We start from the raw sequence: 23,104 nt of genomic DNA on the forward strand, positions 1-23,104 counted from the left end.
ATCGGATTGTTGTGTATCCGTTACTTTGGCTGTCGTGTTATGGATGGTATTCGCCGTGCCGGCACTTTCCTCCTATCGCACCAGCTGTTTCCGGGGTAGTACCACCCCCGTTCTGGTTAGTCCCTTACGATGGCTTCGATCAGCTCTGGGGCACTTTCGATCAGTCCCAGGGTGGTAAGGCCGGATTCTGCCGGATCCGGCCGTTGCAGCCGGAGAATCCGTCGGACGCCGTCGGCTCTGGCGCCGAGGCGGCACGCTGGGTCCCACCACGGTGGTGGTGGCCCGGAGGGGACGAGCCGCAGGGAGACCGCGCACAGCCGGTTTCCCGCGTGTGCCGAGTTGTTTGTCCGTCGATGCTCCGTCCGACGCCACGACCGAAAGGCGGCGCGCGAGCATGGCCTCGACACCCGGCGGCCGACCGACCCCTCAGGTCGACCGCACCTCCCGGTTCGGCTTCGGCCGGAATCCCGCGGGCGCCCCGGCGTCCCGGCCGCCGCGGCCGCGCCGCCGGCACCGCTTCGGCCGTGGGCCGCGGCTGGGCCTGGCAGCCGGCTTCGTGCTGGCGCTGTCCCTGCCGCTGGTGGCACCGGCCGGTGCCGCGCCGACGGCCGCCACACCGACACCGTCACCCACCGTGGGCACGACCCCGGAGGCTGACGGAACCTCGTCGCCCGTGCCGTCCTCGTCGGCCGGGGGTGTCGCCGACCAGCAGGTCCCGGTCGCCGGCCTGACCTCCGGCCCGGCCACCGCCGGGCAGTCGAAACTGACTCTCGTCCTGTTCGACAGCGACATCGTGCTCGTCGGCGGGCGTGGCTTCGGGCCCGGCAAGGACGTGGCGGTCACCGCCGCGACCACCGACCTCGGTGGCTCCGCGAGCGCCCGGTCCGGCGCGGACGGCCGGTTCATCCTCGGCTTCCAGGTGCCGCTTGGCTTCTCCGGCCGGGTGACCGTGACGGCGAAGCAGGAGTCGGTGGAGGCCAGCGGCACGCTCGACGTCGTCGACGCTGGCACGCCGGGCCTGGCGAACGGGGCGGCCAACGGCGCCGAGGTCCCCGCACCAGCCCCGACGGCGAGTCCTGTCCCGGGCCCTGCGGCCACCCCGGCGCCGACGACCGCCGAGCCCACGACTTCGGAGCCCACGGCCTCCGGGCCCACCAGCTCGGAGCCGACGGGCACCGCTCGGGCCACCACCCCCCCGAGCACCGGCCGGCGGGGCTCGCCGGCGCCGACCGCCGTACCCGCGCCAGCGCCCACGGCCGCGCCGTCGGCGGGGAGCGGGACGGGCACCGGCACCACCACCGGCGGCACCGGCCGGCTCTCCGGCCTGCCCTGGATGTCCGGCGTCTACCCGTCGCACGTCCTGTCGCAGGTCATGTCCTTCGGGACGTGGCGCGGGCGGGCGAACGACGTGGCGCACGTGTTCACCGTCCGTACCCAGGGCTGGAACGCGATGGTCGAGCCGCGCTGGCCGCTGGACCTGTACAAGGCATTCCCGGGCAAGCTGATCATCAGCCAGCCGACCTATCCGAAGGGCCAGGGCAACAACGCGGCCTGCGCCCGCGGCGAGTACGACAGCTACTGGAAGACCTTCGGCACGTTCCTCAAGAACAACGGCCGCGCCGATTCGATCGTCCGCATCGGCTGGGAATTCAACGGCAAGTTCATGTACTGGCACTCGGACCCGGCCGGGACGGAGTTCCGCGACTGCTTCCGCAAGATCTCGACCGCCATCCGCTCGACGGACCCCGCGGTGAAGATCGACTGGACGTTCAACGCGCACGCCTCGCCGGTTCCCAACGGGGGCACCCCGTGGGCGGCCTACCCGGGTGACGAGTACGTCGACTATGTCGGCATCGACTCCTACGACTGGTACCCGCCGTCGCGGGACGAGGCCACCTGGAAGAAGCAGTGCGAGGACCCGAACGGCCTGTGCTACCTGCTTGAGTTCGCCCGCCAGCACGGCAAGAAGGTGGGCGTGGGCGAATGGGGCGTGTCCTCGTGCAGCCGCAACGGCGGCGGTGACAACCCCTTCTACATCCAGAAGATGTTCGACACGTTCACGAAGTACGCGGACGTGATGGCGTACGAGGCGTACTTCCACGACGCGGCGCCCGGCAACGTCTGCTCGACCATCATGAACGGCGGCCAGAACCCGAAGGCGTCCGCCCTGTACAAGAAACTGTTCGGCTCGCTCTGAACGGCGCCACTCAGCGCTGCTCGTCTTCCGGGCAGTGCTGAGCAGCCCGGTCCGAACGGCGGACCGCTCTCGGCACACAGATGATCGTTCGTTTCAGTGAACGGGCCGTCACCCCGGCATCGCGGGGGTGACGGCCCGTTCGTCTGCCGACCAACACCTGTGCACGGAGGCGTCGTGTGCTGTTTCGTGTCGAACTCCCGGAGTGGCGCGGTAGCGTCAGCCCCGGGCACCATGTCCAAGCCCGCCCTGTGACCTGCGCGGTTGCGGTTCCCGCTTACGAGGGCTCGCGGGATCGCTCGCGCAGGCCCGCCGGATCGTCCGTCCCCGGATCGTCGGATCGTCTCGACAGGAGCGCGCCGCTTGCGTCACTTCAGCTTCCTGGACGGCCAGGCCGCCAGGACCCTGTTCCACCGAGCTCCGGAAGAGATCACGACCGGCGGTGACCGGCGGCTCGTCGCCACCGCGCTCGGCGCCACCCTGTACGCCCCCGGTACCCGCCCGCGACTGGCCTCGGACGTCCGCCGCCAGGTGGCGGCCGGGGTGACCTCGATGGTCCTCTGCCTGGAGGACGCCATCGCCGACCACGAGGTGCTCGGGGCCGAGTCGAACGTGGCCGCGGCGCTCGCCGACCTGGGGGAGGATCCGCCGGTCTGCGGTGACGGTCTGCCGCTGCTGTTCGTCCGGGTGCGCGCCGTCGCGCAGATCCCGGCGCTGCTGGCCCGGCTGGGCGGGCCCGCGCGCTCCCTGCTCGCCGGGTTCGTCCTGCCGAAGTTCGGGGAGGAGAGCGGCGAGGCGGCGCTCGAGGCGGTGCTGCGCGGGTCCGACACCCTCGGCCGGCTGCTGTGGGCGATGCCCGTGCTGGAGAGCCCGCAGGTGATCTACCGCGAGACCAGGATCGAGGCGCTGACGGCCGTGCGCCGCCTCATCGACAAGCACGCCGACCACGTGCTGGCCGTGCGGCTGGGCGCCACCGACCTGTCCGGGGTGTTCGGCCTGCGCCGCGACCGTGACCTGACCATCTACGACATCGCGGTGGTACGTGACTGCATCGCCGACATCGTGAACATCTGCGCCCGCGGCGGCGACCACGTCGTCACCGGCCCGGTGTGGGAGTACTTCGCCCAGCCCGAGCGCCTGTTCGTGAGCTCCCTGCGGGTGACGCCGTTCGAGGAGGCCGACCTCGTCGACGGCAGCGAGCGCGGCGCGCGGATCCGCACGGAGCTCGTCTCGGCCGACCTCGACCGGCTCATCCGGGAGGTCGTCCTCGACAAGGCCAACGGACTGATCGGCAAGACGGTGATCCACCCGAGCCACGTGCCGGCCGTCCACGCCCTGTATGTCGTGACCCAGGAGGAGTACGAGGACGCGGAGGCGGTCCTCGAGGGGGACGCGGGCGGCGTCCGGCCGAGCAGCTACGCGAACAAGATGAACGAGCTGCGCCCGCACCGGCCGTGGGCGCAGGCCGTGCAACGGCGGGCACGGGCCTTCGGCGTGCTGCGCGAGGGCCTCACCTTCGTCGACGTTCTGGCCGCGACGCAGGACGCGTTGCGGTGACCGGGCAGGATCGGATGCTCGGCCAGGACCGGACGCGTGACCCCGACTGGCTGTGGGAGGAGCTCGGGCTGGGGATCGAGGTACGCGGCGGCGAACCGGCCGCGCCCGCGGACGCGGCCGAGCTGCGCCGGCTCGTCGGGCTGGCGCTGCGCCGCAACCCGCTGCGGGCGCACCTGCTCGTCAGCCGGGTCCTCGGCAAGCACCTGCCGGTGCCGCCGGCTACCGCGCTGGACGCGGCGGCCCGCCTGGCCGAACGGGTGCGGGCCCTGCCGGCACCCGCCCGGTGGGCCGGCCCCGGGCCGGGGGCGGCCGAGGTCCCGCTCGTCATCGGGTACTGCGAGACCGCCACCGCGCTCGGGCACGCCGTCGCCGACGGCCTGCCGAACAGCCACTACCTGCACACGACGCGGCGCCGGGTACCGGGCAGCACGCCTGTCCTGGAATTCGTCGAGTCGCACTCGCACGCCACCCACCACTGGCTCATGCCCGCCGATCCCGGTGTGCTGGAAACCCCCGGCCGGCTGCTGCTCGTCGACGACGAGCTGTCGACCGGACGGACGGCGATGGGCACCATCCGCATCCTGCATGCCTTCGCCCCCCGAACGGACTACGCAGTGGCGGCGCTCGTCGACGCCCGGCCGCCGTCCGCCCGGGCTGCCTTCGACGCCCTCGCCGCCGAGCTCGGCATCCGCCTGGACGTCGTCTCCCTCGTCGCGGCGACCGTCACGGTGCCCGCGGACGTGACGGCCCGGGCCAGCCGGATCCGCGCCGCTTTCGGCGCCCCGACCCCTGCCGAGGGCGGCGGCGGCGGCGACGGCGTCGCCGACGATGACGGCGGCCGCGCGGAGCACCGGGTCACCCGGGTGGCGGTGAGCTGGCCGGCGGCTCTGCCGGACGGGGCACGCCACGGCTGGTCCCCGGCCGCCCGTGAGCGCCTCACCGACGCGGTTCCGGCCGTGGCGAAGGACGTCCTGGCGGGACTGCCCGACCCCGCCCGCGGCGGGGACATCCTGGTCCTGGGTACCGAGGAGTTGATGTACGTGCCGATGCGGCTGGCGGACGGCCTGGCGGAACTGACCGGGCGCAGGGTGGTCTACCAGTCGACGACCCGCTCCCCGGTCCATCCGCTCGACGTCGACGGCTACGCCATCCGGGCGGCGCTGACCTTCCCGGCGCCCGACGGCCCCGAGCGGGTCAGCCACGTGTACAACGTGACGCCGGGCCGCTACGACGACATCGTGCTCGTTGTGGACTCGGGGATGGACGACCGCGGGCCGGTCCCCGACGGCCCCGACCTGGACGGCCTGCTCACCGAGCTGCGCCGCTGCGCCGACGTCACCGTCGTCACCATCCCCTGCCACGTGCCGGCGGCGCGCGGCGCCGAGGACGCCCGGTGAGCGCGGTGCGGCCCGTCGTGACCGGCGGGCGAACGCTGATCGGCTCCGGCTCCTACCTGCCCGAGGATGTCACCTTCCTGCTCACCGACCTCAGCGCGGCGAACCTCGAACGGCCGACGGAGGACCGCGAGGAGGGCTTCCAGTCCGGCCGGCACTACTCCGAGGACCTGCCGATCGAGTACCAGCCCGACGCCGCCTACCTGCGGATCTACCACCAGGCGCTGGAGCGGTCCGCACGGCGGGTGGCGTTGGCGACCGGGATCGTCGCGGAGCTCGTCCGGCACACCAAGCCCGCGCCGGTGATCGCCTCGATCGCCCGCGCGGGCACGCCGATCGGAATCCTGATGCGTCGCTGGTACGCGCTCCGGCACGGCCTGGACGTCCCCCACTACGCGATCTCGGTCATCAAGGACCGCGGCGTCGACATGAACGCCCTGCGCCACATCACCGACCGTCACGACCGCGCGGCCATCCAGTTCGTCGACGGATGGACCGGTAAGGGGGTGATGACCCGGGTGCTGGCCGAGGCGGTCCGCGGCCTCGGCGTCGACGACACCCTGGCCGTGCTCGCCGACCCGGCCCGCTGCGTGCCGCTGTTCGGCACCCGCGACGACTTCCTCATCCCCAGCGCCTGCCTGAACTCCACGGTCAGCGGGCTGGTCAGCCGGACGGTGCTCAACGCCGAGCACATCGGCCCGGACGACTTCCACGGCGCGAAGTTCTACCGGGAGCTCCTCCCGCACGACCTCTCCCGGCACTTCATCGACACGGTCGTCGACCGGTTCGACGAGGTGGCCGACGAGGTCGAGGCGGCCTGGCCCCGGCTGTGGGCCGCCGACCGGACACCGACCTGGGAGGGCTGGGCCGCCGTCGAGCGCATCGCCGAGCGGTTCGACATCCCGGATGTGATCATGGTGAAGCCCGGGGTGGGCGAGGCCACCCGGGTGCTGCTGCGCCGGGTTCCGTGGCGCATCCTCGTCGCCCCCGACCGGCTGGACGAGCTCGCGCACGTCCTGGCGCTGGCCGAGGCGCGCGGGGTGCCGGTGGAGGAGATGGCCGACCTGCCCTTCTCCTGCGTCGGCCTGGTGCGGCCGGTACGCGCCGCGGACGGCGAGAGACCGGTGTTCCACACCCCGGCGGCGCGCTGGCGCCCGGAGACGCCGTGACCACCCCGCCCCGCCCCGCGCCGGTGCCGGTGCCGGCACCGGCACCGGCACCGGCACCGGACGGTCCGCACCTGCTGGCCTGCGACCTCGACCAGACGCTGATCTTCGCCCGGAAGTCCTTCCGGCTGGTCTCCGGGACGGCCGAGCCGGAGGTGACCCTGGTCGAACGGATCGACGGCGTCCCCTCGGCCTACTCCACCACCCGCGCGCTCGACATCCTCGCCCGCCTGCACCGGACGGCGGTCTTCGTCCCGGTCACCACACGGACCCTCGCCCAGTACCGGCGGATCGACCTCGGGGTGCGCCCCGCGTTCGCGATCGCGGCCAACGGCGGGCACCTGCTCGTCGACGGCGAGCCCGACCCCGCCTGGGCGGAGCAGGTCGCGGCCCGACTCACGGGCACCTGCGCGCCGCTGGCGGAGATGGAGGCCCTGGCCGCCCGGCTCGACGCCGCCGGATGGGCCCGCATCGTCCGGGTGGCGGACGGCCTGTTCGTCTACCTGGTCGCGCACAGCCGGGAGGCGATTCCCGACCTGTCCGACGTCGCCGCCGAGGTGGCGTCGGCGGGGTGGTCGCTGTCCACCCAGGGCCGCAAGGTCTACCTCGTTCCGACGGCCCTCACCAAGCAGGCGGCCGTCGCGGAGGTCGCCCGCCGGGCCGGCGCGTCCCGGGTGCTGGCCGCGGGCGACTCCGTCCTCGACGCGCCGATGCTCGCCGCCGCCGACCTGGCCGTCCGACCGGCGCACGGGGAGCTGCACGAGCAGGGCTGGCAGGCCCCGAACCTCACGGTGACCACCGCCACCGGCCTCCTGGCGGCAGAGGAACTGCTGACCCTCCTCCACACCTGGTCAACCTCCCACCCCGAGCCGGCCCGGTAACCATCGCGGCCCGGGGCCGCGCTCCTGCCGAGCAGAGCCGGAGGTGGGTCAGTACCGGAGGTGGGTCAGCAGGGGTGGCGGTCGGGCCTGGCGTTCCAGGCCGCGTACGCCGTCGCGCCGACCTCCTGGCAGACCTGCTCGATGTGGATGCCCCGCTCGTTCCCGGGGTGCAGGAGCACTGGGTCGCGCTTTTCCGGTACGACTCGATGCGGCACCTGGAGGAATGGCTGGATTCAGCCGCCCGGGAGAAACTCCTCGCGGACGGGCGGCGGCATTTCGCCGGTTTCGACGTCCGCACCGTGGGGTTGTCGTTCAGCGGCTGGTTCCGGTTCGGGGACGGCGCCGACGGTGCGCCGTCGCCCAACTGGAAGCAGGCCATGATGGTCCTGCTCGCGCTCACCGTCGGCTGACGGCCCCGCCCGCCCGCCGCTGAACCGGGCCGCCCGTGCGGCCCGGTGGCCCTGGGAGGTCGCGGGGCTTCGTGATACACCGGTGAAACCGTAGGTGACCGCGTTGTCCGGGCTGCCGTTGTTCGGGCCTTCGCCGACGCAGGAGGAACGCGTGACCGTGGCAGGCATGCACACAGGAAGCGGGACGGACGGCGACGGCGGCGGCGCCGGTGGAGCGCTCGAGGCCGAGCTGGAGCGCCTGCAGACCGTGGAGCGCTTCGACCCGCCGCCGGGTTTCGCCCGTCGTCAGCCGTACGCCGCCGACGTGGCGGCGGCCGCCGCCGACCCGCTGGCCTTCTGGGCGGGAAAGGCACGCGAGCTGCTGACCTGGCAGAAGCCCTTCACCCGCGTCCTCGACGACGCGAACCCGCCCTTCTACAAGTGGTTCGACGACGGCGAGCTCAATGTCTCCGCCAACTGCCTGGACCGGCACGTGGCGGCCGGCCTGGGCGGCCGGGTCGCCTACCACTGGCACGGCGAGGAGGGTGAGCGTCGGGCCGTCACCTACTCCGAGCTGCTCGCCGACACCCAGCGGCTGGCGAACGGCCTGCGTTCCCTCGGCGTGGTCCCGGGCGACGTCGTCGGCATCTACCTGCCGATGATCCCCGAGGTCGCGGTGGCCATGCTCGCCTGCGCCCGCATCGGCGCGGTGCACAACGTGGTCTTCGGTGGCTTCGCGCCGTCCGCGGTGCGGGAGCGGATGGAGGTCTCCGACGCCAAGGTGCTGATCACCGTGGACGGGGCCCGCCGCAAGGGCCGCACCGCGGCGGTCAAGGCCGGCGTGGACGCCGAGCTGGGTGACCTGCCGAAGCTGGAGCACGTCGTGGTCGTCCGCTCCACCGGGCCGGTGGGCGGGGCCGAGACGGTGATGACGGCCGGTCGCGACGTCTGGTACCACGAGCTGCTCGCCGCCGCCGACCCGCTGTGCCCGCCGGTGCCGCTCTCCGCCGAGCACCCGCTGTTCATCCTGTACAGCTCCGGATCGACGGCGAAGCCGAAGGGCATCCTGCACACCACCGGCGGCTACCTGCTCGGTGCGACGTACACCCACCGCACGGTCTTCGACATCGACCCGGAGACCGACGTCTACTGGTGCTCCGCCGACGTCGGCTGGATCACCGGCCACTCCTACATCGTGTACGGCCCGCTGTCGAACGCCGTGACGAGCGTGATGTACGAGGGCGCGCCGGACTACCCGGACTACGACATCTGGTGGCGGCTGATCGCCGAGTACAAGGTCACCGTCTTCTACACCGCGCCGACGGCCATCCGGGCGTGCATCAAGTGGGGAGCGCGGTACCCGGAGCGGCATGACCTGTCGTCGCTGCGGCTGCTCGGCTCGGTCGGCGAGCCGATCAACCCGAAGGCCTGGCTGTGGTACCACCAGGTGATCGGCGGCGGGCGCTGCCCGATCGTCGACACCTGGTGGCAGACCGAGACCGGCTCGATCCTGATCTCGCCGATCCCCGGGGTGACATCGACCAAGCCGGGGTCGGCGACGACGCCGCTGCCCGGGATCAGCCCGGCGCTGCTGTCCGAGGACGGCGAGCCGGTCACCGAGGGCACCGGGGTCCTGGTGATCACCAGCCCGTGGCCGTCCATGCTGCGCACGCTCTACCGCGACGACGAGCGGTTCGTGCAGACCTACTTCTCCCGGTTCGGTCCCCGCACCTACGTCGTGGGCGACGCCGCGCGGCTCGACGCGGACGGCTACTTCTGGATCATCGGCCGGATCGACGACGTGATCAACGTGTCGGGGCACCGGCTGTCCACCGCCGAGGTGGAGTCCGCGATCGTCGCGCACGAGGCCGTCGCCGAGGCGGCCGTGGTGGCCCAGTCGGACGAGGACACCGGCCAGGCGATCGTCGCGTTCGTGACGCTGCGCGGCGAGCTGGTCGGCGACGACGCCATGGTCTCCCAGCTCCGGGATCACGTCGCCCACCGGATCGGCAAGCTGGCCCGCCCGCGCCGCATCATCTGGGCCGACGACCTGCCCAAGACCCGGTCCGGCAAGATCATGCGCCGGCTGCTGCGGGACGTCGCCGAGGGCCGCGAGCTCGGTGACGTCACGACCCTGCGCGACCCGGCGGTCATGTCCGCGCTCGCCGCGAAGGTCGCCACCGCCCCCGACGAGTAGCCGCCGTCCCGTCCGTCCCCGCCGCCCGTCCACCGCGCGGTGGACGGGCGGCGCGGAGTGCGGAATATCCGTCTTGGGGGGATCGTGGAGAAGTTGTTGCGGCTCGGCAACCGGCGGGTCGAACCCGGGTGCGGCGAGTTCATGCACCCTGTTTAGGCTTCCCGTCTCGTGAGAGCGCTGCGCCGATTCACTGTCCGTGCCCAGCTCCCGGAGCAGCTCGCTGCGCTGGGCGAGCTGGTTCTGAACCTTCGCTGGTCGTGGCATCCGGAGACCCTCGACCTGTTCGAGTCGGTCGATCCGGAGCTGTGGCGGGTCTGTGAGGGCGATCCCGTCCGGCTGCTCGGCGAGGTCGACCACGATCGGCTCGTGGCGCTCTCCGCCGACCGGAAGTTCCTGCGCCGGCTCTCCGACGCCGCGGACGACCTGCAGGAGTACCTGACCTCCGACCTCTGGTACCAGAAGCAGGCGATCCCGGGCGCACCCAGCGCCATCGCCTACTTCTCGCCGGAGTTCGGGATCACCGAGGTCCTCCCGCAGTACTCGGGCGGCCTGGGCATCCTCGCCGGCGACCACCTGAAGACCGCCAGCGACCTCGGGGTGCCGATCATCGGGGTCGGCCTGCTCTACCGGGCCGGCTACTTCGTCCAGTCGCTGTCGCGGGACGGCTGGCAGCAGGAGCGCTACCCCGGCATCGACCCGCACGGCCTGCCGCTGACGCAGCTCACCGACGCCGAGGGCGCCCCGGTGAAGGTCGCCGTCGGCCTGCCCGAGGGGCGCACCCTGCACGCCCAGATCTGGAAGGCGCAGGTCGGACGGGTCCCGCTGCTGCTGCTCGACTCCGACGTCGAGGACAACCAGTCCGCCGAGCGGGGCGTCACCGACCGCCTCTACGGCGGCGGGACCGACCACCGGCTCCTCCAGGAGATGCTGCTGGGGATCGGCGGCGTCCGCGCGCTGCGCGCCTACGCGGCCGTCACCGGCTCGCCGGCGCCGGAGGTCTACCACACCAACGAGGGCCACGCCGGCTTCCTCGGGCTGGAGCGCATCCGCGAGCTCACCGAGACCGGGCTGAGCTTCGACGAGGCGCTGGAGGCCGCCCGCGCCGGCACGCTGTTCACCACCCACACGCCCGTGCCCGCCGGTATCGACCGGTTCCCGAAGGACCTGGTGGCCCGCCACTTCGGCGGCGACAACAGCTGGCCCGGCGTCCCGGTCGACCGGGTGCTCGAGCTCGGCGCCGAGCCCGACCCCAACGTGTTCAACATGGCCCACATGGGCCTGCGGCTGGCCCAGCGCTCCAACGGCGTCAGCAGCCTGCACGGCATCGTCAGCCGGGAGATGTTCGCCGGCCTGTGGCCCGGCTTCGACCACGCCGAGGTGCCGATCGGCTCGGTGACCAACGGCGTGCACGCCCCGACCTGGGTCTCCCGCTCGATCACCGAGCTGGCCGACCGCCAGCCCGGCCCCGGCCTGCTCAGCGGCGGCGCCGAGGCCTTCATCCGGTTCGACAAGGTGTCCGACGAGGCCATCTGGGCGACCCGGCGGGAACTGCGCGAGCAGCTCGTCGCCGAGATTCGGCGCCGGGTCCGCGTCTCCTGGCTGCAGCGCGGCGCGGCCCCCGGCGAGCTCGACTGGGTCGAGTCCGTCTTCGACCCGGACGTGCTCACCATCGGGTTCGCCCGCCGGGTGCCGTCCTACAAGCGGCTCACGCTGATGCTGCGTGACTCCGAGCGCCTCAAGCGGCTCCTGCTGCACGCCGACCGCCCCGTCCAGATGGTCATCGCGGGCAAGGCCCACCCGGCCGACGACGGCGGCAAGCTGCTCGTCCAGCAGATCGTCCAGTTCGCAGACAACCCGGCCGTGCGCCACCGGATCGTCTTCCTGCCCGACTACGACATCGGCATGGCCCGCTTCCTCTACGCCGGCTGCGACGTCTGGCTGAACAACCCACTGCGCCCGCTCGAGGCGTGCGGCACGTCCGGGATGAAGGCGGCGCTCAACGGCTGCCTGAACCTCTCCATCCGGGACGGCTGGTGGGACGAGATGTTCGACGGTCAGAACGGTTGGGCCATCCCGACCGCGGACGGCGTCGAGGACCCCGACCGCCGCGACGACATCGAGTCGGCGGCCCTGTACGACCTGCTCGAGAACACGGTGACGGCGCGCTTCTACGACCGGGCGACGCCGACGTCCGCCCCGCCGCGGTGGACGGCGATGGTCAAGCACACCCTCTCCACGCTCGGCCCGCAGGTGCTGGCGACCCGGATGGTGCGCGAGTACGTCGAGCGTTACTACGTGCCCGCCGGGGTGTCGGCCCRCCAGGCCACCGAGGGCGACCTCGCCGGGGCGCGCGACCTCGCGGCCTGGAAGCACCGGGTGCGCAGCGCCTGGTCGGGCGTCCACGTGCTCAACGTCGACTCGGCCGGGCTCGGGGACACCCCCCAGGTGGGCCAGTCGCTGGTCGTGCGGGCGACGGTCGACCTCGGCGGGCTCGACCCGGCCGACGTCGAGGTGATCGCCTCCTACGGCCGGGTGGACGAGACCGACCGCATCATGGCGCCCGGCACGCTCCCGCTGACCGACGTGGGTGAGGGGGAGGGCGGCCACGGCCACCGGTACGAGGGCACGATCCCGCTCGGCCGGACCGGCCCCTTCGGCTACACGGTGCGAGTCCTGCCCCGCCACCGCCTCACCGCAAGCCCAGCCGAACTCGGCCTGGTCACAAACCCCTGATCCACCCCCGCGCCCTGGGCCTCCGGCCTCCGGGCCCAGGGCGGCCGGTGTGGTGGCCGAGTGTCATCGTGGACTCACTCGGCCGCCACACTGCAATCGGAGCCGCCGAGGGCCCGCAGGATGAGGACTGTTCGTCCGGCCACGTCGAGTTGCGCGCCGGCCGCCAGCGTCCGGCGGGGCTCGGTGATCGTGTCCGGGAACCCGGCGAGGTCGTCCGCGGCGGTGTCGAGCAGCAGGTCGTACCAGGTCGCCCAGGGCGCCCCGGGGAGCACGACCGTCCGGTCCTCGCCCTCAGGATGGATGACCAGCAGCAGGCTCTCCCCGGTGATCGGCGTGCCCGCGGCGTCGGTCCACTCGATGCCCTCCCCGGCCAGGTGCGCCACCAGGATCGCCACCTGCGGGGCGTTCCAGTCCGCGGCCGACATCACCGCGCCGTCCTGCCGGAACCAGGTGATGTCGGGCAGCCGCTGCGGGGTCGGCGCGCCACCGCGGAAGAACCGCTGCCGCCGCAGCACCGGCGCGGCCCGTCGCAGTCTGCTCAGCCCGCCCACCAGCGTGACCAGCGCCGGATCGGGACCTGCCGGATCCGCGGCCGGCACCTCGCCGGCCGGCCCATCGCCGGGCCCACCGGCCTCGGGGGTTCCTGCCGTTCCGTTCGGCCAGGCGAGCCAGGAGACCGCGTTGTCCTGGCAGTAGGCGTTGTTGTTGCCGCCCTGCGAACGTCCCAGCTCGTCGCCGGCGAGCAGCATCGGCACACCGGCCGACAGCAGCAACGTGCTGATCAGGGCCCGGCGGGCCCGGCGGCGGTTCGTGAGGATCTTCGGGTCGTCCGTCGGTCCCTCGGCGCCGTGGTTCGACGACCGGTTCTCCGACTCCCCGTCCCGGTTGCCCTCCCCGTTGGCCTCGTTGTGCTTCTCGTTGTACGAGACCAGGTCGGCGAGGGGGAAACCGTCGTGCGCGGTGACGAAGTTGACCGAGGCCCAGGGCCGGCGTCCCGAATGCTCGTAGATGTCGGACGAGCCGGTGATCCGGTACCCGAGATCCGCCACGCTGCCGGTGCGGTCGCTGAAGATGTCACGCAGGGTGTCGCGGAACCGGCCGTTCCACTCGGCCCACGGCGCCGGGAACGCGCCGACCTGGTACCCGCCCCAGCCGAGGTCCCACGGCTCGGCGATCAGCTTGACCGAGGACAGCAGCGGGTCGGCCTGGATCGCGGTCAGCAGCGGCGCGGCCGGCTCGAACCCGTCCGGTGACCGCGCGAGCGCCGTCGCCAGGTCGAAGCGGAACCCGTCCACCCCCATCTCGGACACCCAGTACCGCAGCGAGTCGCAGATCAGGCGCACGACGTGCGGCGACGTGGCGTCGACGGTGTTCCCGCAGCCGGTGACATCGCGGTAGCGGCGCGGGTCGGTGGGTTCGACGCGGTAGTAGGCGATGTTGTCCAGGCCGCGCAGGCTCAGTGTCGGCCCGCGCTCGCTGCCCTCGGCGGTGTGGTTGTAGACGACGTCGAGCAACACCTCGATACCCGCGTCGTGCAGMGCGGCGACCATGGCGCGAAACTCGGCGACGGGGTCGTCCGTGGCCGCGTAGCCGGGGTGCGGGGCGAAGAACGCCAGCGTGTTGTAGCCCCAGTAGTTGGATCGGCCGTTCTCCAGCAGCGTCGTCTCGGAGATGTGCGCGTGGACGGGCAGCAGCTCGACCGCGGTGACACCGATCCGCAGCAGGTGGTCGACGACCGCCGGATGCGCCAGGCCGGCGTAGGTCCCGCGCAGCCGCTCGGGCACCCCCGGGTGAAGCATGGTGAAGCCCCGGACATGCAGCTCGTACAGGATCGTGTCGGCCCAGGCCGTCCGCAGCCTGTTCGCGGCCGGGTCCGGCCCCGTCACGGACCCGGCGGCAGACCCCGTGACGGATCCCGCGGGAGGCCGCGTGACGGGTCCGGTCACGACGCCCTTTGGCACATACGGTGCCGAGTCCCGGTCGTCGGGGTCCTGCCCGTAGGGATCGCCGGCCACATACCCGTGCACCGCCGGATGGGGCACGAAGCTTCCCGTGACCCGGCGCGCATAGGGGTCGAGCAGCAGCTTCGCCGGGTTGTACCGCTCGCCGCGCCCGGGCGCGTACGGCCCATGAGCCCGCAGGCCGTAGGCCTGCCCCGGGCCCACCCCGGCGATGTAACCGTGCCAGACACCGCCGTCCCGTTCGGGAAGCCGGTACCGCGTCTCACCACCTGAAGTGGTCTCCGCGCCACCGTCCGTTCCGCGGACCGGGTCGGTGCCGAGGTCGGTGCGGCCGGTGGCGCCCGAGCCGTTCTGGCCGCCCGAGCCGTTCTGGCCGTCGAACACACAGAAATCCACCGCGTCGGCACCGGGCGCCACGACGGCGACGTTGACTCCCTCGCCGTCCCACCACACGCCGAGCGGGGTGGCCGAGCCGGGGCGGATCATGGGAACGACGCTAACCGCCACATCATCCGGTGGTCCCCCGAACTCTCACCTCCACCCATCCCAAGTGACCGGCGTCACTTCCCGTCCCGCGGCGCACCCAGTTGGCCGACGCCCGGACCCTGTCGGCCCCCACCCGGGCCCGAGGTGCCCCATCTGGCGTGGTCCCGGCCCGGCTTCAGGGCCTTCGGCGCCTGGGGGAGCTTGTGTGCCTCGGGCAGGCTCTCGTCGGGGAAGGGCGTGGGCTGAGTGTGGTCTTGGGGTGGTTGTTGGCGGCCTGAACGTGGAGGCCTACTCGTCTAGTGTTGGCTGCGGCCCGGCGGGGGAGTCTCCGGCGGGCGGGTGGCTCACGGATGCGCGGAATCGTGATGAGGATTCATGGTTTCGCGACGATGCGGAGGTTTGGCGATGGCGGTCGTGCGGCTCGAGGTCTCCGACGGTGTCGGGACGATCAGGCTGGACCGGCCGCCGATGAACGCGCTCAACGCGGCGCTTGCCGCTGAGCTGCGCGCCGCCGCCCTCGAGGCCACCGCCCGGGCGGACGTCCGGGCCGTTGTCATCTACGGCGGCGAGAAGGTGTTCGCCGCCGGGGCGGACATCAAGGAGATGGCGGGGCTGGACGTCGCTGGCATTACCGGCTGGGTCCGCGATCTGGCCGCGGCCTTCGACCTGGTGGCGCGTATCCCGAAGCCGGTCGTCGCGGCCGTCACGGGCTATGCCCTCGGCGGCGGCCTGGAGCTCGCGCTGTGTGCCGACTTCCGGGTCTTCGCCGAGAACGCGAAGGTCGGGCTGCCCGAGATCACCCTCGGTGTGATCCCGGGCGCCGGTGGCACGCAGCGCCTGCCGCGGCTCGTCGGGCCGGCCCGGGCCAAGGATCTCGTCTTCAGCGGCCGGCAGGTGCGGGCCGCCGAGGCGGAGGCGATCGGGCTGGCCGACAAGGTCGTCCCGGCCGATGAGGTGTACGCCGAGGCCCTGCGGATGGCGGGTCGCTTCGTCACGGGGCCCGCCCTGGCACTGGCCGCGGCGAAGCAGGCGATCGACGACGGCGGCGACCTCGCGCTCTCCGAGGCGCTGCGGTTGGAGTCGGCGCTGTTCATCGGCCTGTTCGGTACCGAGGACCGCCGCCACGGCATGGACTCGTTCATCGAGCGCGGCCCGGGCAAGGCCGACTTCGTCGGCCGCTAGCTAGCCGTCGCAGCACCCGACATCGGCCCCGGCTCGGTCTGCGGTCCGGGCCGGCCGGCGCGAGGCTCGGCCCGGCTCGGTCAGTGCAGGCCCGGGGCCGGGTTGGTCAGCGTAGGGCCAGGTCGGCGGTCACCGGCTTGTGGTCGCTGCCGAACTCGGAGCCGACCTGGTAGCCGGTGACCGCGAAGGCCGGTGACGCGAGGACGTGGTCGATCCGCAGCACCGGTGGGAACGCGACCGTTTTCGCGTTCCAGGTCGGTGTCCAACCGGCGCCGAGGACGTCGTGGGCGTCGCGCACACCGGCGGAGAGCAGCCGGCGCAGCGGACGGTGGTCGCGGGTGGCGTTGAAGTCGCCGGCGAGCACGACCGGCAGTTTCGACGTCTCGACGTCCTCGCGGAGGTGGTCGAGCTGGGCGCGCCACCGTTTCGCGTAGTCCCCGCTGGTCGGCGAGATCGTGTGTACCGCGTACATGACGAAGGAGCGGCGCTCGTCGACCCGCACCGTCGTGCGCAGTGACATGCTGCCGGCCACCTCGGGTGCCGCCGTGTCCGACAGCGGGAAGCGGGAGAACACCGCCGAGCCGAACGCGCCGTCCTGCGGGTGGACCTCGGAGTACCGGTACTCCTTCAGCGCACCTGACGCCTGGACGTCCGCCAACGTCAGCGGCGAGAGCTCGACCAGCACCAGGACGTCGGGGTCGGCGRCCTCGATCTGCCGGCCCAGCCGGCCGGCCTCGGTGTTGGAGTAGAGCAGGTTCGCGCTCATCACCCGCAGCCGGGCCGAGCCCTGCGGGACGTCGTCGGCGTCGCCGGGGAGGACCTCGGGCAGCGCCCAGACCAGGTGGGCGACTACGAGCAGCGCACAGAAGATCATGAGCAGGTTGCGCCGCAGCGCGAAGCCGATCGCGAGCGCCGCGTAGACCGGCAGGTACAGCAGCGGTGTCAGTGCGTTGAACGAGGCGAACGGCCAGGCGAACGCGTCGTCGAGGTGGACGAGGCGCACTGCGGCGATGACGGCGAGCGCCACCGTGACGACCCAGGCGGCGAGCACCAGGGCGATCCGGGCCGGCGGATGCGTCCCGCCTGCCCGGCCGGGCGGGTCGGACGGGATCGCCGGGATGTCGCCCGCGCCGATGCCCGTGCCCGTCCCGGCACCGACGTCACCCCCGCCGCTTCCGCTTCCGCCGTTGCCGCCGCCGCTCCCACCGCCGTTACCTCCGCGGCTTCCGCCGCTGTCGGTAGCTCCGCCGATGTTGGTGCCGTTGCTGGAGGTGGGGGCGCGTCGGCCGATGCGGCGGCCGATGCCCTTCGCGGGGCTCACCGGACATAGGGTGCCCGGTCCACGCCGGTCAGCCGACGGCGGGTTCCGGCCGCTGCGGGGAAGGTCGCACGAGACCAGCGGCGCGTGAGCGCCACTCACGGGCCGCGACGGCTTTCGAGAAGCCGGCGATCGTCCGGTCCAGCTCGGCGAGTTTGTTGACGATCCGGGTGGAGGACACCGGACCGGCCACCTCAACCGCCCGGTACCCGGCTTCGAGGGCCGCCTCGAGCTCGGGGCGCGGGCGTTTCAGGTAGGACAGCGCCAGGTCCGCCTCTGCGTACGCGCGGGTCCGGGCCCGCGCCGGACCCTGCAGGTCACGTGCCTCCAGCAGCCGCTTCTCGGCCATCTCCGCCCGGCCCAGCAGGAGGAAGCAGTGGCCCTGACACTCGGCCACGTCGCCGATGTTGTAGTGCCCGGCCCAGGACGGGGCGTCGCCGGGCTCGCGGGAGATCGTGCGCTCCAGCGCGTCCAGGGCACGCATGCAGCCGGCCTCGTCGCCGTTGCGGGCGAGGGCCCACGCCAGCTTGTCCTGCAGCATCGCCTGCACGGCCGGCGCGGACTGCCGGGCGGACCGGTCGATCGCCGCGCGCGCCAGGGACAGACTGTGCCGGTTGTGCCCCAGGGCCGCGGACTGGTCGCTCATCGCGGACAGCACCCGGCCGGCCATCATGACGTCGTCGGCGTGCTCGGCCAGCGTGAGTGCCTGGATGTAGTAGCGCTGGGCCAGTGCCTGGCGGTTGCAGTCCTGGGCGAGCCAGCCGCTGAACTGGGCCAGCTCGGCGAGGGCGCCGAAGGTGTCGGTGTCGGCCGGTCCTGCCACGGCCGCCCGCGTCCGGTCGTGCAGGAACGTCACGACCTGGGGGCGGATCTCACTGCTGCCGAACCGGGCGTCCAGGCGGCGGAACGTCTCGGTCATGTCCCGGATCATCGCTCCGCCGGACGGGGAGGACGGGACGTCCGCGCTGATCCGGCGGATCATGCCGGTGAGGCTGGACAGCACGGGGTCGGCGAAGGCGGTGGCGACGAAGGCCGCCCCGTCATGTAGGACGTCACGTCGCCGCATGTCTCGTCCCGAAAGTCCAGCGAGCGTCCGCAGGGTGTCGTCGGGGATGTCCGCGACGGCGAGGCCGAGGTCGTCGCGTTCACTGGCTTCGCCCCGCCAGCTGAGGTCGGCGGGGGTCACCGGGTAGCCGACGAGGGCGGAGAGTTCGGCCGCGGCCAGCTCGGCGACCATCGGGTCCCGGGGCCGCATGCCGCGGCGCCAGTGCCCGACGGTCGTCCGGGCCAGGCCGAGCTCGATGCGGCGCTGGGATCGGGCGCGGTTGTTGACCTGACGTGCGAAGCGGGTGTCGGAGACGTTGGCCTCGGCGAGCAGGCGGGAGAACAGGGTCGGCGTGCCGGATTCGCCGGTGTCGGGGCTGGTACCGGCACCCCTGGTGCCGCCTGCGCGGGTGTTGCTGGCGCCGCCAGCGCCACCCGCGCCGGTGGACGTTCCGCCGGCGGCCTTGCCCGCGGCAGCCTTCGCCGTCGGCCTGGCGCGCCCGGTGGATGCCATCGACGGCGCCGGGACCTGGTTGTTCGGGAGCTGGGTGGCCGGGATGTGCGTGCCCGGGATGTCGGCGGCGGACTGCGCTGTCGAGATGCGGTCCGGCGGGATGATCTCCGGGGAGGTGTGGTCCGGGGAGATACGGGCCGACAGGCGGCCCGGCCGGATCGGGCCCGACAGGGCCAGGGGCGGCCCAGCCACCATGAGTTCTTCCGCGACCATCGGACCCCCGTCTGCTCGATGTGGCCGGATGGGCCTTTACCAGGCCCTCGGCTACCTCATGGGGCAGAAAGTAGCCGATTGGTCACACATTCAGGAAGAGGGTGTGCAGTAGTGGGCCGGAATGCACGGTCATGGTGGGACCCGGGCCTCTTGCGGTAGGGGCGGTCGAAGTGGGAGACATCATGGCAAACCAGGCCGCTGTCGCGGTGGTGCCGGGCGGCGTCGATGGCCGATCCGTCAGATCGGTCCGCCCGCGGACGCGCCCGGTGGGCGTTACCCGTCCCGCCGCCGCGCGCGGTCGGTGGCCGTCGCCGTGGGTGGGCGGCCGTGTCGCGATACGCCGGTCGAGGCTGCGCCGGCCGGCGCCGTTGTGTCCGGATGATGTCTCCCGGATGTCCGTCGCCGCCGGGCTGACATGCCCGGAGCGGGCGGATTGCGGCCTGCATCACGGCGCCGATCATCGGGCATGTCAGGGCGTCAGATGCGACGATGCGTGGAGGACCGACATCGATATTGCTGGCTACGGAGGCCCCAAGGCGTGAACATCGTGGTTACCGTCAAGCAGGTTCCCGATACCTGGGCGGAGAAGAAGCTCGACGCCTCGGACAAGACGGTCGACCGTAAGAGCGTCGACAACGTCATGAACGAGATGGACGAGTACGGGGTCGAAGAGGCCCTGAAGATCAAGGAAGCCCATGGCGGCGAGGTGACGGTCGTCACGATGGGGCCGGAGAAGGCCGTCGAGACGATCCGCAAGGCTCTCTCGATGGGCGCCGACAAGGCGGTGCACCTGACCGACGAGTCGCTGCACGGCTCCGACGCCCTCGCCACCTCCGCCGCGCTGGCGAAGGTGATCTCCACGCTCTCGCCGGACCTGATCATCACCTCCTCGGAGGCCTCCGACGCCCGAGGCGGCGTCATGGGCGCCCTCCTCGCGGAGCGTCTCGGTCTGCCGCAGCTCACGCAGGCCCGCAAGGTCACGGTCGACCCGGGCGCGAACAAGGTCTCCGTCGAGCGCCTCGCCGACAACGGCTACGCGCTCGTCGAGGCGACCCTGCCGGCCGTCGTGGGCGTGGTCGAGAAGATCAACCAGCCGCGTTACCCCTCGTTCAAGGGCATCATGGCGGCCAAGAAGAAGCCGCTGACCAAGCTCTCGGCCGCCGACGCCGGTCTCGACGCGGGCTCGGTTGGCCTCGCCGGGGCGACGTCCACGGTTGTCGACGCGCAGCCGGCACCGCCGCGCCAGAGCGGCACCATCGTCAAGGACGAGGGCGATGGCGGCGCGAAGGTCGCTGCGTTCCTCGCGGCCCAGAAGCTCATCTGAGGGGTTGTTGTTCGATGGCTGAAGTTCTTGTACTCGTCGAGCACAGCGATGGCGAGCCGAAGAAGGTCACGGCCGAGCTGCTGACGCTGGCCCGCACGATCGGCGAGCCCTCGGCGGTGTTCCTCGGCGGCCCGGGCAGCTACGCCAAGGCGAAGGAGTACCTGGCCCAGTACGGCGCGGCCAAGGTCTACCTGGTCGAGTCCGAAGACGTCGCCGACTACATCGGGGCGCCGGCGGCCGAGGTCCTGTCGAAGCTGGTCGCGGACGTCTCGCCCGCAGCCGTCCTGGCCGCGGCCACGCCGGACTCCCGTGAGGTCGCGGCCCGCACGGCCGCCCGCACGGATTCCGGCCTGATCTGGGACGCCACCGCGCTCACCTCCGACCTGACGGCCACCCAGGGCATCTTCGGCGGTTCGACGATCGTCAACTCGAAGGTCACCAAGGGCACCCCGATCGTCGTCGTCCGGCCGAACTCGACCGCACCCGAGGCCGCGCCGACGACCCCGGTGGAGACCCCGGTCGACATCGCGATCTCCGACGCCGCGAAGGGCGCGAAGATCGTGGACCGCGTCGTCGAGGCGAAGTCCGGCCGTCCGGACCTCACCGAGGCCCAGGTCGTCGTCTCCGGCGGTCGTGGCCTGGGTGCCGCCGAGCACTTCGCGCTGGTCGAGAAGCTGGCCGACACGCTCGGCGCGGCCGTCGGCGCCTCGCGCGCCGCGACCGACGCCGGCTGGTACCCGCACCAGAACCAGGTCGGCCAGACCGGTAAGACGGTGTCGCCCCAGCTGTACATCGCGGTCGGGATCTCCGGCGCCATCCAGCACCGGGCCGGCATGCAGACCTCGAAGACGATCGTGGCGGTCAACAAGGACCCCGAGGCCCCGATCTTCGAGTTCGCGGACTACGGACTGGTCGGTGACCTGTTCAACGTCGTCCCGCAGCTCACCGAGGAGATCCAGAAGCACAAGGCCGGCTGACCAGCCGAGCCGCTCCATCCGGGACGGCCCGCGACCGGGCCGTCCCGACCGGGCGCAGGACGGCCGGGTGCGTTCCCTCTCTGTCCGGAGGGCCGCACCCGGCCGTCGCCGTTCCCGGGGCGCTGAGGTCGTCTCCCGGCCGAAGCCTCTCCCGGTCCCGCCGCCCCCGGCTCCTGAGCAGGGGCAGTCCGCGCCACCGACGGTTACGCTCGGTGTCGAACTGGGAGCGGGAGGTGTCTGAGTGTCGCTACGTCACGGGTTGCTGGGGCTGCTCGCGGAGGGTCCGGCCAGTGGCTACGACCTCACGAGGCGATTCGAGCAGGTGCTGGGCGCCGTCTGGCCGGCCGGGCACCCGCAGATCTACGGGGAGCTGAGCCGGCTCGCCGGCGACGGCCTGATCGAGATCGACAGCGAGGGCCCCCGCGGCCGCAAGGCCTACCGGATCACCGACTCCGGCCTGGACGAGATCAGGCGCTGGCTGCGTGAGCCGTCGGAGGTCGACCACACCATGCGGCTCCAGTCGCTGCTGCGGTCGTTCTTCTTCTGGCTCATGGAACCGGCGGACCTCAACCAGCACCTGGTGCGCGAGGCCGAGTTCTTCGCGTCGGCGGCCGGCCGGTACCGCGCCTACGCGCAGGCCACCGACCGCGGCGACTTCCCCGACACCCCACAGAACCGGTCGCTGCGCCTGGCGATCGAGGGCGGAGCGCGGCTGTACGAGGYCCTGGCCGGCTGGGCACGGTGGGCGGCCGAGCGCTCCGAGGCGGCGGGTGGACGTCCACGGCCCTGAAACGCGAGCCGGCAGCTCTCGGGCGCATCGGAAGCCACCTGGGCGCAGCAGGCAACCGCGAGAACACCGATACCCGGCCATGGACGTCGAAGCGTGCGATACCCGGCCACGGATGTTCCCCGTGGGCACGGGTGTCGGGGCGCTCGATATGGGGTAGCAGTCCTGAAGCGGCGACGCCGGGAGGCAATCGTCGGAACTCGCCGGGAGAGACCCACCGTGGGCAGGCCTGCGGGGCGCCGGGGAAGCCGGGCAGTGGCCGGTGACAGGCGGTCGGGGAGCCTTCGTCGGGCTCGGCGGCGGGCGGGGGTGGGGGCGGTCCAGGCCTGGGTTGCATAGGTCGGGGTGGTCCACGCACCCCCGCGGATTGCTCGTGTATAGTTCCATCTCGCCGCCCACCCAGGACGAACAGTCCAGGGCGTTGGCGGGCCAGGATCCTCCGAGGGGGCATGGACCCCCCGAGGAAGAGGCCCGAAAACGGTGCGGTAAGGTTTGAAAGAGTGGCAGTCACCGGCTCGGCCGGAGTGATTTGACACAAACCCGAAAGTCTCGGTAACTTGACCGAGTCGCCGCAGCCGGGGCCGAAAGGCCGAAACGGATACGGCAAAAGCCGAAGTTCAAATCGCAGCCAACACGGAGCGGTTTGACAAAGGCCAGAAACACCGAGTAAGCTGAAAAAGACGCACCGGGCGACGCCGGAAGGCGAAGAACGGTCGCATCTGCTCCTTGAGAACTCAACAGCGTACCGAATAGTCAGTGCCATATTTTTTAACCCCCGTCCATGGCC

The 23,104-nt window shown here is 72.2% G+C and carries 15 protein-coding genes; 12 read left to right on the forward strand and 3 right to left on the reverse strand.

Annotation, left to right across the window (positions count from 1 at the left end; translation table 11 throughout):
• The first annotated feature begins 394 nt into the window (after positions 1–394).
• The 8 genes from BBK14_RS26725 to glgP all read left to right on the forward strand — a co-directional run bounded on the left by BBK14_RS26725 (position 395) and on the right by glgP (position 12,511).
• Entirely contained in the window at positions 395–2,197 is a 1,803-nt protein-coding gene (locus BBK14_RS26725) for a glycoside hydrolase family 26 protein (RefSeq protein ID WP_071066004.1), read from the forward strand.
• 360 nt (positions 2,198–2,557) lie between these two features.
• Positions 2,558–3,751, forward strand: a complete 1,194-nt coding sequence (locus BBK14_RS26730) for an HpcH/HpaI aldolase/citrate lyase family protein (RefSeq protein WP_071066005.1) — start codon at positions 2,558–2,560, stop codon at positions 3,749–3,751.
• Between the two features lie 14 nt (positions 3,752–3,765).
• The gene (locus tag BBK14_RS26735) at positions 3,766–5,148 is read left to right on the forward strand and encodes a phosphoribosyltransferase family protein (protein WP_071066015.1); all 1,383 of its coding nucleotides are present in this window, start codon (positions 3,766–3,768) and stop codon (positions 5,146–5,148) included.
• Positions 5,145–6,314 carry a cysteine protease StiP family protein gene (locus BBK14_RS26740; protein ID WP_071066006.1) on the forward strand — a complete coding sequence of 390 codons (1,170 nt, stop codon included), beginning with the start codon at positions 5,145–5,147 and terminating at the stop codon, positions 6,312–6,314. Before BBK14_RS26735 ends, BBK14_RS26740 begins: the two co-directional genes overlap by 4 nt.
• Positions 6,311–7,192: a sucrose-6-phosphate hydrolase gene (locus BBK14_RS26745; protein WP_420849198.1), complete on the forward strand. Its 882-nt coding sequence runs from the start codon at positions 6,311–6,313 to the stop codon at positions 7,190–7,192. The genes BBK14_RS26740 and BBK14_RS26745 overlap by 4 nt, the downstream gene beginning before the upstream one ends.
• Positions 7,193–7,266: 74 nt before the next feature.
• Entirely contained in the window at positions 7,267–7,602 is a 336-nt protein-coding gene (locus tag BBK14_RS26750) for a putative antibiotic biosynthesis monooxygenase (RefSeq protein WP_241831870.1), read from the forward strand.
• A 166-nt stretch (positions 7,603–7,768) separates the two neighbouring features.
• On the forward strand, positions 7,769–9,778 hold the full coding sequence (gene acs, locus BBK14_RS26755; RefSeq protein WP_071066016.1) for an acetate--CoA ligase: 2,010 nt from the start codon (positions 7,769–7,771) through the stop codon (positions 9,776–9,778).
• Between the two features lie 168 nt (positions 9,779–9,946).
• The gene (gene glgP, locus BBK14_RS26760; RefSeq protein WP_071066008.1) at positions 9,947–12,511 is read left to right on the forward strand and encodes an alpha-glucan family phosphorylase; all 2,565 of its coding nucleotides are present in this window, start codon (positions 9,947–9,949) and stop codon (positions 12,509–12,511) included.
• A 74-nt stretch (positions 12,512–12,585) separates the two neighbouring features.
• On the opposite strand, the gene glgX is transcribed toward glgP, so the two are convergent.
• Positions 12,586–14,958 carry a glycogen debranching protein GlgX gene (gene glgX / locus BBK14_RS26765; RefSeq protein WP_083391274.1) on the reverse strand — a complete coding sequence of 791 codons (2,373 nt, stop codon included), beginning with the start codon at positions 14,956–14,958 and terminating at the stop codon, positions 12,586–12,588.
• A gap of 405 nt (positions 14,959–15,363) precedes the next feature.
• On the opposite strand from glgX, the gene BBK14_RS26770 reads away from it, so the two are divergent.
• The gene (locus tag BBK14_RS26770) at positions 15,364–16,140 is read left to right on the forward strand and encodes an enoyl-CoA hydratase/isomerase family protein (RefSeq protein WP_071066009.1); all 777 of its coding nucleotides are present in this window, start codon (positions 15,364–15,366) and stop codon (positions 16,138–16,140) included.
• Positions 16,141–16,246: 106 nt separating this feature from the next.
• Here BBK14_RS26770 and BBK14_RS26775 read toward each other — a convergent pair whose 3' ends face one another.
• Positions 16,247–17,461 carry an endonuclease/exonuclease/phosphatase family protein gene (locus BBK14_RS26775; protein WP_241831871.1) on the reverse strand — a complete coding sequence of 405 codons (1,215 nt, stop codon included), beginning with the start codon at positions 17,459–17,461 and terminating at the stop codon, positions 16,247–16,249.
• A gap of 28 nt (positions 17,462–17,489) precedes the next feature.
• Positions 17,490–19,229, reverse strand: coding sequence for an NsdA family TPR-like regulatory protein (locus BBK14_RS26780; protein WP_071066010.1), 1,740 nt, complete (start codon positions 19,227–19,229; stop codon positions 17,490–17,492).
• 538 nt (positions 19,230–19,767) lie between these two features.
• Between BBK14_RS26780 and BBK14_RS26785 the strand changes: the two genes are divergently transcribed.
• The 3 genes from BBK14_RS26785 (at position 19,768) to BBK14_RS26795 (ending at position 22,320) form a co-directional block, all read left to right on the forward strand.
• Positions 19,768–20,553 carry an electron transfer flavoprotein subunit beta/FixA family protein gene (locus tag BBK14_RS26785; protein ID WP_041253713.1) on the forward strand — a complete coding sequence of 262 codons (786 nt, stop codon included), beginning with the start codon at positions 19,768–19,770 and terminating at the stop codon, positions 20,551–20,553.
• A 14-nt stretch (positions 20,554–20,567) separates the two neighbouring features.
• Complete coding sequence (locus tag BBK14_RS26790) at positions 20,568–21,530, forward strand: electron transfer flavoprotein subunit alpha/FixB family protein (RefSeq protein ID WP_071066011.1); 963 nt, start codon at positions 20,568–20,570, stop codon at positions 21,528–21,530.
• Positions 21,531–21,771: 241 nt separating this feature from the next.
• Positions 21,772–22,320 (forward strand): helix-turn-helix transcriptional regulator, encoded by a 549-nt coding sequence (locus BBK14_RS26795; RefSeq protein WP_071066012.1) that lies wholly within the window; start codon positions 21,772–21,774, stop codon positions 22,318–22,320.
• The last annotated feature ends 784 nt before the right edge of the window (positions 22,321–23,104 follow it).

It is taken from the genome of Parafrankia soli, from assembly GCF_001854695.1.
GTDB classification, from domain to species: Bacteria; Actinomycetota; Actinomycetes; order Frankiales; family Frankiaceae; genus Parafrankia; species Parafrankia soli.